General features: G+C 43.2%; 12 protein-coding genes. 8 read left to right on the top strand and 4 right to left on the bottom strand.

Translation table 11 applies throughout. From position 1 onward, the window contains the following. Positions 1-12 precede the first annotated feature (12 nt). Both F8R90_RS01415 and F8R90_RS01410 read right to left on the bottom strand, forming a co-directional pair. Complete coding sequence (locus F8R90_RS01415; protein ID WP_190891416.1) at positions 13-312, bottom strand: DUF3593 domain-containing protein; 300 nt, start codon at positions 310-312, stop codon at positions 13-15. Further along, the gene (locus F8R90_RS01410; RefSeq protein WP_190891418.1) at positions 309-644 is read right to left on the bottom strand and encodes a DUF2499 domain-containing protein; all 336 of its coding nucleotides are present in this window, start codon (positions 642-644) and stop codon (positions 309-311) included. The genes F8R90_RS01415 and F8R90_RS01410 overlap by 4 nt, the downstream gene beginning before the upstream one ends. Before the next feature lie 60 nt (positions 645-704). Here F8R90_RS01410 and csaB point away from each other — a divergent pair, with 60 nt between their 5' ends. Then, positions 705-1,751: a polysaccharide pyruvyl transferase CsaB gene (gene csaB / locus F8R90_RS01405; RefSeq protein ID WP_196508938.1), complete on the top strand. Its 1,047-nt coding sequence runs from the start codon at positions 705-707 to the stop codon at positions 1,749-1,751. A 133-nt stretch (positions 1,752-1,884) separates the two neighbouring features. Here the strand turns inward: csaB and pgeF are convergent, their stop codons facing one another. Next, complete coding sequence (gene pgeF, locus F8R90_RS01400; RefSeq protein ID WP_196508936.1) at positions 1,885-2,664, bottom strand: peptidoglycan editing factor PgeF; 780 nt, start codon at positions 2,662-2,664, stop codon at positions 1,885-1,887. 77 nt (positions 2,665-2,741) lie between these two features. Between pgeF and F8R90_RS01395 the strand changes: the two genes are divergently transcribed. Next, entirely contained in the window at positions 2,742-3,560 is an 819-nt protein-coding gene (locus F8R90_RS01395) for a biotin--[acetyl-CoA-carboxylase] ligase (RefSeq protein WP_196508934.1), read from the top strand. Positions 3,561-3,650: 90 nt separating this feature from the next. Continuing rightward, entirely contained in the window at positions 3,651-5,264 is a 1,614-nt protein-coding gene (locus F8R90_RS01390) for a M23 family metallopeptidase (RefSeq protein WP_196508932.1), read from the top strand. 93 nt (positions 5,265-5,357) lie between these two features. Here the strand turns inward: F8R90_RS01390 and F8R90_RS01385 are convergent, their stop codons facing one another. Then, complete coding sequence (locus F8R90_RS01385) at positions 5,358-6,038, bottom strand: riboflavin synthase (RefSeq protein ID WP_196508930.1); 681 nt, start codon at positions 6,036-6,038, stop codon at positions 5,358-5,360. A 340-nt stretch (positions 6,039-6,378) separates the two neighbouring features. Here F8R90_RS01385 and F8R90_RS01380 point away from each other — a divergent pair, with 340 nt between their 5' ends. The 5 genes from F8R90_RS01380 (at position 6,379) to F8R90_RS01360 (ending at position 12,037) form a co-directional block, all read left to right on the top strand. After that, positions 6,379-6,876: a bifunctional nuclease family protein gene (locus tag F8R90_RS01380; protein ID WP_196508928.1), complete on the top strand. Its 498-nt coding sequence runs from the start codon at positions 6,379-6,381 to the stop codon at positions 6,874-6,876. An 86-nt stretch (positions 6,877-6,962) separates the two neighbouring features. Further along, on the top strand, positions 6,963-8,093 hold the full coding sequence (locus F8R90_RS01375; protein ID WP_196508926.1) for an aldo/keto reductase: 1,131 nt from the start codon (positions 6,963-6,965) through the stop codon (positions 8,091-8,093). A 95-nt stretch (positions 8,094-8,188) separates the two neighbouring features. Continuing rightward, complete coding sequence (locus tag F8R90_RS01370; protein WP_196509031.1) at positions 8,189-9,997, top strand: ABC transporter ATP-binding protein; 1,809 nt, start codon at positions 8,189-8,191, stop codon at positions 9,995-9,997. Positions 9,998-10,162: 165 nt separating this feature from the next. Continuing rightward, on the top strand, positions 10,163-10,780 hold the full coding sequence (locus tag F8R90_RS01365; RefSeq protein ID WP_196508924.1) for a Uma2 family endonuclease: 618 nt from the start codon (positions 10,163-10,165) through the stop codon (positions 10,778-10,780). 114 nt (positions 10,781-10,894) lie between these two features. Then, positions 10,895-12,037 (top strand): AAA family ATPase, encoded by a 1,143-nt coding sequence (locus F8R90_RS01360; protein ID WP_196508922.1) that lies wholly within the window; start codon positions 10,895-10,897, stop codon positions 12,035-12,037. Positions 12,038-12,039 lie beyond the last annotated feature (2 nt).

The following is a 12,039-nucleotide window of genomic DNA, read 5'->3' as shown; positions in this document are numbered from 1 at the left end:
TAGCTGGGGTTCCTATTTTTGATTTTTGATTTTTAATTGCCTTATCCCTTGTCCAAAACCCATCACAAGCAAGATATTAGAAAGGGTCAAAAATACTTCTGCACCACCGTGCAACCAATCTACATTGGCTAAAGACTCACCATAATGCAATTGGGCGTAAATTCCTGCCGGGATGGTGATGGCAACAAAGACAAGAGTGCCGTAAAATCCATACAGTGCTAAACGCGGCATTTGTGGACTTCGGCTGATAAACCACAAGAAACCCAAATAGGGAAACAGTGAAAGTGCAAACAGGGTTTCTTTAGAAATCATTGCTCTGATTTGATAGGTTTTGGTTCAATAGTGTTAGTAGACTTGGTAGAACGCCAAATCAAAAACGCCGCTGCCCAAAGCGTAAAATTACCAACTAAGGTCATGGTAGCTTGAAGCGTTACCAGCCATTCCAGAGATTCGGCGTTGTCGAAATAATGCCAGGTACAAGCACACATGGCGCTAACTAAAGCTGGTAACATGGCAAGGGATAATCCCCACCAATTGCGATTACCAGTGAGTTCGCCGTAAGTCCAAATTAACCAAATGGCGACAATCCACTCAATAACGCTAGAAATATGAATAATCCAGGTGGGAATCGATAGGGCGTGCATACAGTAATAGCAACAGATATTTATTTAAAAAAGCTGATAATCTAAAATCCAAAATCTAAAATGGTCAAGATGCGGGCCTTATTGTCTGGGTATTACGGTAAAGGTAATGGTGGTGACGAAGCTTTGTTGGCAACGCTTTTGCAAATGTTACCATCTCACGTAACGCCTGTGGTGCTTTCTGGTAATCCAGAGGAAACACGCGATCGCTACAATGTAGAAACCTACGATCGCATGGCTCCCTTACCTGTACTGCAAGCTTTACGCTCAAGTGATGCCCTGATTTGGGGTGGCGGCAGTCTCATTCAAGATGTTACCAGTACTATCAGCCCATTTTATTATGGAGGACTGATGGCATTGGCGCAGAAAATGGGTTTGAAAACTGTTGCTTGGGCGCAGGGTATTGGCCCGTTAGTGCGTCCGCAAACTCGTTGGTTGGCACGGCAAACCTTTGGTAATTGTACTAAAGTTAGTGTCCGCGATCGCGCCAGTGCTGCTTTATTATCTGATTGGCAAATTCCTTGTATCATAGCTCCAGACCCGGTTTGGGCATTGGAATCTAAACCAGTACCGGGACTTTGGGATTTACCTGCGCCGAGAGTTGCGGTAACGTTGCGATCGCATCCTCAGCTTACAGAAACACGCCTAGCAAACTTGACTCGTGCTTTGGTAGATTTTCAAAAAGCTACGCAGACTTTTATTTTATTATTGCCATTTCAAAAAAGTGAAGATTTAAGTATTGCCGAAGCTATTCAACCACACCTTAAAGATGTCAGCAAGATTTTGTGTCTGGAAGATCCGCAACTGTTAAAAGGTGTGTTTCGCGGCGTGGAGATGGCGATTGGGATGCGGCTGCACAGCTTGATTATGGCTGCGGCTGAAGGTTGTCGCTGCTTTGCTCTCAGTTATGACCCCAAAGTAAATCGTCTCATGGAAGACTTGGAAATGCCAGGGTGGGATTTGGCAAGTTTACCCGATGATCCCAATTTGATTAGTCTGACTTGGATGGAGCATTATGCCAATGGTGATCCTTTATCACCAGAGCAAATAAAATCTTTAGTAGATAGGGCATTAATACACCGCGAGTTATTGAGCCAAGCTTTTTTGTAATAATTCAGGCCAAAACCTCAGAAACCTAACCTTCTCCTAAAAGGAAAAGGTTAGGGAGAGGTAGGTTAGATTTGGGAGATTTTAGTGTTAGCAATAATACTTTTAAAACATCCTCTAAAGCTTAAAACTAGTTTTACCTTTTTCCGCTAACAATTCCTGACCATTGAACTTTTTTCTCTTTCTCCCGACGGTAAGAAAAGAAATGCTCTGGAGTTTGGAAAGTACAATAAGGTGCGATCGCAATTTGTTCTGCACTAATCCCCATATTTTCCAGTTGTAAGGTATTCACTCGCCGGACATCCAGCCTTACCTTGCCAGGATTGGGGTCTTCTAGTAAAGGTGAATTTGGTAGCTCATGTAATGCAGTTACAATTTTTTCTTCGTCTTCATGTGGTATAATACTAGCCCCAATTTCGGCAGCCACTTCGATAGAGACTTGATAAACCTCCCCAGCGATCGCTGGGCCCATCGCAATTCTCAAATCATCGAGTTTGCTGCCTTGAGATTGTAATCGAGCGATCGTTAAGGGAACAATCTTCTTGGCAGTCCCCCGCCAGCCTGCGTGTAATGCTGCTACTCGTCCAGTTTTCACATCCCCAATCAACACGGGTGTACAATCTGCACTAGCTACCCAAACTGCCTGTAGAGGCTGCTCACTCATTAAACCATCTGCCGAAGCTAAATCCTCCCCAACAGAGCTTAAGAAGCTTTCAACTTCTTGGGGGGTGAGAACAGTATTGCCATGAACCTGCTTTAAGCGATAGACTGATGCCTCTGGTTGCAATACTTCTGTGATAACTTGTGGCGATCGCGGCCAAAACTGCTGGGTAAAGAAGCCGTGATGCCAATGTTCCAGAATACTACAAGTTAGATAAGGCAGTCCTTCCCAATTGCGCCAGTGCCAAGTGTGCATCTTCAACCAAACCTAAACAGAAATCACTCATCAGCCAATCAATGCTAACTTGAACAACGGAATTTGGGTTAACTGCTGTGGGATTTAATCTGCAAAACTTGGAAACAGCCTTGAAAGCAGGGCGTAACTATACATATTTACCATTTTTCCTTCACTTTTTTGAAAGCGTCTCCTCAACAAACCAAACCCTCTGGAACTTACTCAACCAAGGGGCTATTTCAGGAACAGTAGTAATTGCAACTAGGCAATCTGCTGGGCGGGGACAATGGGGACGCGAGTGGATTTCTCCGGTTGGGGGATTATATGTTTCCGTGGCGATTTCTTTTGACCACAAAATAGAGGCTACTGACAGTTACCAACTAACTTTTGCTACTGCTTGGGGAATTGCATCTAAATTGCGCGAGCGTGGCGTGAATGTTGGGATAAAATGGCCCAATGATTTAATTTTAAATAGTCGCAAACTAGGCGGCATTTTGACAGAAACCAAAGTAAACAAAGGACAAATCACTCAAGCAGTAATTGGTGTTGGTATTAACTGGACAAATTCAGTACCAGAAACGGGAATCAATCTGGAATCATGGCAAGCTTCCCAAGATTTCAGACCAATTTCTTGTCTGGAAATGCTAACCTCTACAGTCTTACTGGGAATAGAATCCGGTATGGAGTGCCTTTGCCAAGAAGGAATAACCATACTCTTGTCTCGCTATCTAGATTTGCTTATAAACATGGGCGATCGGGTCTACGTCAATAATCTTTCAGGTACAGTAGTTGGGGTGACTCCTCAAGGAAATTTACGAGTTGATTTAGAAACAGATGATACAAAGGAACTAATTACACCGGAAATTTATATTGAACCCGGTACAATCAGTTTGGGGTACCATAAATCTTCCGTTTAAATTTGAGGTTTGTTCAAAATTTCGCTCTTTGGGCAAGACAAACCACTAGCATCATCTCTTTAGGCTAATTACACACAACTGAGAGAACAAATGACGCAGCGCAAAAATTCTGCCCCTCATCGTTTGCATTACTTATGGCAACAAGGTCTGACAAAAAAACGTTTTGCCTCCACGCTACCAGCTCAGAGCCTCTGTTGGCTGAGTAGCGTCAGCCTCCTTAGCGGCGGCTTTGTGTTTGCCCAAACGGAAACACAAATAGACAACATCGTTCCCACTGTTGAAAGTTCCCAACCAACAGCATTTACAAATCCAGTTAAAAAACAGGCTGTTGCGCCCCAAGCCGCGCCAGCGCAACCGGAATTTTCCCAACGGCGAGCCAGACTCAAACAAAGATTACGCAAGCCAGAGGTTGCTCAATCAAAAGAGCCAGTTAGGCAGTCTACACCCAAAATCGAAGCTGCTGAATCTGTTGTGATTATCAGACAGACAAAACCCAAGGTAGAAGCCGCCTCCCAGGTTGCACCTGCACGCGTGAGACAGGAAAAACCCAAGGTAGAAGCCGCCTCCCAGGTTGCACCTGCACGCGTGAGACAGGAAAAACCCAATACCCCTGCCCGCTCTTTACCTGAAAAACTCCCAGAAGTTGCTCAACCATCAAATAACTCGAACAGTACTGTCAGGGCAACGGCGGGGAAAACCAAGGATTATAATAACGCCTATATTGATCCTAATAGTTATGACAGTGGTGCCACAGGTACTTATCAAGCACCAAATTCCGTAATTCTCACAGAACGTTCCAGTGGTTGTCGAGCCATTTTGCCTTCAGGGCAAAGCGTATTAGGCGGCGTTTGCGCCAAAGTACCCCAAAGGAGTGTAGCTGATTCTAATGGTAAACCAGCACCTAATTGGCTCAAAAGAAGTCAAAACGCCCAATTAACAGTAGTTCCACCCGTGCGGCAAGCTGCAACTACTGGCAATACCAGCAGATGGCGTGCTGCTCAAAGTGGTTCTAGTGGTGTAACCAAGAGCGCATTTCGCCCTAATCGGTTTATCCCCAGTCCTGGCGAGTTCAGCCCCACAAGAGTGAGTGCAACTCCCATCGCACCGAGTGGCGGAACTTTACCTCCACCAATGGCAGATGGCAATATTGCACCCCGCCCCAGCAACGTAGCTTACGACTTCTCACTAGCATCAGTATTGCCGCAAATCCCCTACACAGGGAGAGTTGCATATAGTGGTACGGGAATGATGTATCCCCTGTCTATACCCGCTTCTATCACTTCTGTATTTGGTTGGCGAGTTCATCCAATCACGGGTAATCAACGCTTCCATGCTGGTACAGACATAGGTGCGCCTACAGGTACGCCAGTTTTGGCAGCAGCTGCTGGTCAAGTGGAAACTGCTAACTGGTTAGGCGGTTATGGTTTAACCGTTACCCTGAATCACAAATCGGCTCAACAAACTCTTTACGGTCACATGTCAGAAATCTTTGTTCAACCCGGTCAGTGGGTAGAACCTGGAACTGTGATTGGGCGAGTTGGCAGCACCGGAAACTCCACAGGCCCTCACCTGCACTTTGAAGTCCGTCATCTGTCACCAAATGGGTGGGTTGCTACTGACCCAGGCGTGCATTTACAAAGCGGCCTCAGTCAGTTAGTACTAGGCTTACAAACTACTCAGGTAAGCCAGAAACCAGGCAGCTAGAAGAAAGTTAGGAGTTAGGAGTGAGGAGTGAGGAGTGAAGAGTTATGAATTTAAAACTCCAAACTCCAAACTCCAAACTCCAAACTCTTTTAGTTACAAATACCCGTGTTCTGCTAAGAATGCGGGTGTAATGCCATCCATACTAGTTTCATCAGTGGTTCTGGTGTGTGGATTACCAGAGTAAAGGAATTTTTCGACGTATTTGCCGAGAATATCCCCTTCTAGATTTACCAAACTTCCAGGAACCAAATAGCGAAGATTTGTCTCGGCATAGGTGAGGGGAATTACCGCCACTTTGAATTGGGAGAGTTCTGGTTCATATGTCGCTACTGTGAGGCTAATGCCATTGACGGCTATGCTACCTTTGGGGACAATGTAACGTGCGATCGCAACGGAAGCAATAAAGGTCATTTCCCAAGAACTAGCCGTTTGTTCTGCCACTAGCAATCGACCGATGCCATCTACATGACCCATCACAAAATGACCGCCAACTTTGCTGCCCACCTTTAGCGACGCTTCTAAATTGACATATCTCTGTTGAGTTTGCTCACCTCCCAACGTTGTGCGGCGTAAAGTTTCCGGTGAAGCAGTGGCAATAAACCCATCTTTTAAAACTTTTTCCACTGTCAGGCAAACACCATCTACAGCAACACTGTCACCATAAGCTAAATCTTGCATAATTACTTCACCGGACTGGCTTTTGCAAGTAATTTGCCAAGAATCGCCCCCTAAGGGTTCCATCGTTCCTAATGCCTGAATTAATCCTGTAAACACGGCTTTTTTGTCAAACTAACTCTATTTATTGCCTAATTTTGGCTGAAATCAATTGGTAATTGTCACAGAAATTTCGAACATCCAAGTATATTTTCTGACTTTTTTTATTATAGGGATATTAACACATTAGCATCCTTCACAAGGCATACTTGGGTAAGAAGGTTATTGTCTAAGAAGACCAATTTGACTTACTCTGGTTTTCACCACAAGTTCGGAGTTTAATAGAAGCAATTATAGAGAACGAATGCTTATGTTTATTACTGTCGCCAAACCACTCCAAAAGGGGTACTATTTGTTACACAGCATCCAAGGTTCTCAAAGCATTGTAGAGGCCTAGCCAATGATTGAAATGAAAGTCGCTGGCATAGCATTAGATGCCATAACCCGCAGCCCGATTGTGCTTTTGAAAGATTCTTCAGATCGGCGGGCTTTGCCAATTTACATTGGTCAGGAACAGGCTAGGGCAATTATGGGTGCGCTGGAGAATCAGAAGCCTCCCAGACCCTTAACTCACGACCTGATTGTAAATATTCTAGAGGCTTGGAACATGAGTCTAGAAAAGGTAATTATTCATTCCCTGCAAAAGGATACATTTTATGCAGCCTTAATTGTCCAGCAAGGCGAGGTCAAAAAAGAAATTGATGCGCGTCCTAGCGATGCGATCGCCATTGCTCTCCGTACAAATACCCCCATCTGGGTAATGGAAGAAGTGATTGCTGATGCTTCTATCCCCGTTGATCGCGATGCAGATGAAGCCGAACAGCAAGCCTTCCGTGAATTTATTTCCAATCTCCGTCCTGAAGATTTGATTAAGCGCTTTGGTAATGGTGACAGCTAGAAAAGTTATGAGTTAGGAGTTAGGAGTTAGGAGTTACTTGCTTCAACTCCTAACTCTTAACTGTTAACTCATAACTCTTTTTAAAGATGCAATACCGACGCTTTGGGAAAACGAATCTGCACCTCTCGGTTTTTTCTTTGGGGACAATGCGCTACTTGGCTTCTGTTGAAAATGCTCACCAGACCATCGAACAAGCCTTAGCGCTAGGAATTAATCATCTAGAAACCGCCAGAGGTTATGGCAACAGTGAGGAGTATCTTGGTAGGGCGCTAAAAGCTGGGTTATCAGTACCCCGGACGAGGCTTTATGTCACTACTAAAATCTCAGCCACAGCAGATGCTGACACCATGCGTCGGTGCATCGACGAATCCCTAGAACGATTACAGCTAGATTATTTAGATTGCTTAGGCGTTCATGGCTTGAACACTTGGCAACATTTGGAGTGGGTGCAAGCCAAAAATGGCTGTATGCAGGCCGTGGAGGAAGCTGTCGCCGATGGTCGAGTGCGACACGTTGGTTTTTCTACCCACGGGTCATTAGAGCTAATTCAGGCAGCAATTAATACAGATTTATTTGAATTTGTCAATCTGCATTATTACTATTTTTTCCAACGGCACGCCCCAGCGATTCAGCTAGCTGCCGAGAAGGACATGGGCGTTTTCATTATTTCCCCTGCTGACAAGGGAGGACGTCTCTACACGCCACCCCAAATCCTAAAAGACTTGTGTAAGCCGTATTCACCCCTAGAACTAAATTATCGATTTTTACTTAGTGATAACCGTATTACTACGTTGAGTATAGGGTCAGCAAACCCAGATGAATTAATGGAACCGTTGCAATTCGCCGACGATGGTGGAGAGTTAACATCAGCAGAAATTTCTGCTTTCCAGCAATTAGAACATCACCAAAAACTTGCTTTGGAAACTGATAATTGTAGTCAGTGTTATGCTTGTTTGCCCTGTCCAGAAAATATCAATATTCCAGAGGTATTGCGGTTACGAAATCTCACAGTGGCATACGACATGAAAGACTATGGGCAATATCGTTACGGAATGTTTGAAAATGCCGGCCACTGGTTCCCTGGAATGAAAGGTAACCGCTGTACAGAATGCGGTGACTGTTTGCCTCGTTGTCCAGAAAAGTTAGATATTCCAGCTTTATTGAAAGATGCTCACCAAAAATTAAGTGGGAAAGCAGGTAGGAGATTGTGGGGATAAAAATGTAAAATTTATAAAGATTAAATAGAGTCAGGAAGATCCGCTGCACCTGAGGTACCTTGCGGAAAAAACATGAAAATTAAAAAAAAAGAAATATCTTACACCAATCACTGACGGTTTTCCGCTACAGTGGACGGGCTGTAAGCCTAGTATGGACTACTAGCCGATCGCTTACTATTTTTTTGGCTAGTTTAACTTTAGTGGCTGGTCTTTTACCGGCGGCGATATCCTACATCAGTAAGTTAATTGTTGATGCAGTGGTATTTGCCTCTCAAGTTAATTCACAAAACAATAGTTTTGTCAATATTTATCCCTCCCTATTTTATGTAGGATTAGAAGCGATCGCTGTAATTCTACTAGCAGGTAGTCAGCGAGGAATCATCATTTGTCAATCGTTATTGCGGGCGCTAATGGGTCAACGGGTGAATGTACTCATCTTAGAAAAGGCGCTGACACTGGATCTTAGGCAGTTTGAAGACTCAGAATTTTATGACAAATTGACCAATGCCCGACGAGAAGCATCAGTTCGTCCCCTTTCCCTAGTAAACCGCACCTTTGGTTTAGTACAAAATGCTCTTTCTCTGTTCACCTACGGTATTTTGCTAGTAAATTTCTCGGTTTGGGCGGTGGTAGTACTGATTTTGGCTGCCATACCTGTATTTATTGCAGAAACAAAGTTTGCTGGGGAAGGCTTTCGCTTATTTAGTTGGCGTGCAGCAGAAACTCGTCAACAGCACTATTTAGAAAATCTGCTAGCAAGAGAAGATTTTGTCACAGAAGTCAAACTCTACCAATTGGGAGAGATGTTGCTAGGACGTTACCGCAACCTGTTTGATCAACTCTATGGCGAAGACCGCGATTTGACTCTCCGGCGAGGACTGTGGGGATATCTCTTTAGTTTAGTCAGTACTGGTGCTTTTTACCTAGCTTATGCTTGGATTGTGCTGGAAACAGTGCTAGGTAGGATTTCCTTGGGAGATATGACAATGTATCTCACTGTGTTTCGCCAAGGACAGTCTACTTTCTCCAATGCTCTCACTTCTATTGGAGGGATGTATGAGGACAACCTATATCTATCAAATCTCTACGATTTTCTCGAAGAGGAAGTACCAAAGTCTTGGGGTAAGGCAACCATTGGTTTAAATCCCCAAGATGGTATTCGTTTCGAGAACGTATCTTTTACTTATCCAGGAAGTTCCAAACCAGCGTTGACAAACATTTCGCTACATTTGAAACCCAGAGAGAAACTGGCAATTGTGGGTGAAAACGGTTCCGGTAAGACTACCTTAATCAAACTACTTACCCGACTCTACACACCGGACTCTGGGCGAATTTTCTTAGATGGTTTGGACTTGCAGGAATGGGATGTGGATGTGCTGCGGCGTCGCATTGGGGTGATTTTTCAGAACTTTGTCCGCTATCAATTTACTGTGGGTGAGAATATTGGCGTGGGCGATGTAGAACATCTCGAAAACAAAACCCGTTGGCAAACTGCTGCTGAAAAAGGCATGGCCCAATCTTTTATCGACCAATTACCCCAAAGCTTCCAGACTCAACTTGGTCGTTGGTTTAAGGGAGGACAGGAACTTTCTGGGGGACAGTGGCAGAAAATTGCCTTGTCTCGTGCATTTATGCGATCGCAAGCAGATATCTTGGTGTTAGATGAACCAACATCAGCAATAGATGCCCAAGCTGAGTTTGAGATTTTTAATCATTTTCGCGCTATTACTCAAAATCAGATGGTACTTTTGATTTCCCATCGCTTCTCAACGGTACGGATGGCTGACAAAATCGTGGTTATAGAAAACGGCGAAGTTATAGAACAGGGAACTCACGAAGAGTTGTTACAGCTAGGAGGACGTTATGCCAAGTTGTTTCTGTTACAAGCAGCAGGTTATCAATAGTATGTGAGCTATTTTGTGAATTGAGATAGCGATGCCTAGGTTGGGCTGCGCCTACGCTCACTTTGTACAAAGCACATAACATCTCTATCTAACCACGTTAAACTGTTCAGTAAATATGGGTCACTAGACGCTCCGTATCGTTAAACATTGCTACCTGATAAAATTATGCAAATAACAAAACAGCGATACTATACCCCAGAGGAATATTTAGAGTTAGAAGAAGCTGCTGACTACAAAAGTGAATACATTGACGGACAAATAATTCCTATGGCGGGTGGAACAATAAATCACAATCGTATCGCTGGTAATTTATATGCTGTGTTAAACTTCGCGTTCAGACAACAAGAATACGAAGTGTTTAATAGCGATATGCGTCTGTGGATACACCAAAAGCGTATCTACACGTATCCAGATGTGACAGTAATAGCAGGTGAACCAGAGTTTTTCAACAACCGTACAGATATTATTACAAATCCCCAAGTTATTGTTGAGGTTTTGTCTAAATCTACTAAAAACTACGATCGCGAAGATAAATTTCAGGCTTACCGAACTATTTCTACGTTTCAAGAATATCTATTAATTGACCAAACTCGGATTCATGTAGAGCAATTTTCCAAAATTGGGAAAAAGCAATGGACGCTTCGTGAATACGATGAAGAAGATGAAGCGATCGCACTTGTAACTGTACCATTTGAGATTTCTTTACAAGATTTATACAACAAGGTGAAGTTTGAGCCTGTTGAGTTGGAAGGCGAAATTGTTGATGTTGAGGGATTGGGATAAGGGGAGCGAGTTGATGGAGTTGAGCAATTGTTTTTTTTGCTAGAGTGAAAAGTATCAAGTCTGCTTATACTAATATCAGTCATTACCTCTTTGTTGTCTCCGGCTAGCAAAATTATGTTGAAGACGATAAAAATAGAGAATTTCCGTAGTTTCCAATATTTCGAGCTTCAGCAGCTTGGTAGAGTCAACCTGCTCGTTGGTAAAAACAATATCGGTAAAACATCAATACTAGAAGCTATTCAACTTTTATGCTCACGGAATAATCTTGAGCCACTACGTCAGACAATGACTAACCGGAGTGAATATTTTTTTGATGATGAGCGTAGTGAACGTAGATTAAGGTTAGGTCAATCTCAAGACCTTGATGTTCGTCACCTTTTTTATGGTCACGAGATTGAACTGGGGAGCAAATTTTCAATAACAGGTACTAATAGCAATATTCAAGAGGAGCTTATTGTATCAATAGAAGAACGCAAAATTTCTTCAAAAGAACCACTTAACTCATCGGCTGAGTTTTTATATGATGAAGTCCCCGATGCATTAAGAGAACTAGATTTCAATATTAAGTGGAATTATGGGCGAGAAGAAAAGCCTTGGAGACTACCGCTATCGGCTAATGGCGGACTTCCTGTAGAGGATTATCCTCGTCAATTGCGTAGAGAACCTAAAAATTCATCACCAAAAATACAATTTATAACATCATCTTCTTTAGGAACTGAGAAGATGATTGAACTATTTGATCAGATAGTACTAACGCCTGAAGAAAAACTTGTAGAGCAGGCACTTCATAGAATAGACTCTAAAATTCAACGGATTGCTCCAGTTAGTTCTCGAAAGTCTAGGTATTCCTTAGATTCACGGGGTGGTTTCTTTGTGCTACTTTCTGACAGTAATCAGCGTGTACCAATTGGAAGTATGGGTGATGGTATTTGGCGTATATTAGGACTTGCACTGGCGATAGTATGTGCTAAAGACGGATACTTATTCGTTGATGAGATTGATACCGGACTCCATTTTACGGCGATGTCTGATATGTGGAAACTGATTTGGGAAACAGCCAAAAGATTAAATGTACAAGTTTTTGCAACTACACACAATAGTGATTGTTGGACAAGTTTAGCTAGTATTGCAGAGCAGGAAGATGCCACTGAGGATGGTATTAGAATTCACAGAATTGAAAAAGGTAAAGAAACAAGTGTAGTCTTCACTGAACCTCAAATTGTCATTGCTGCTGAAAGAGAAATTGAGGTACGTTAGTA

The organism is Nostoc sp. NZL (assembly GCF_015714705.1).
Lineage (GTDB): Bacteria > Cyanobacteriota > Cyanobacteriia > Cyanobacteriales > Nostocaceae > Nostoc > Nostoc foliaceum_A.
The sequence above is the reverse complement of the archived record's forward strand: the minus strand, read 5'-3'. Positions and strand labels throughout refer to the sequence as shown.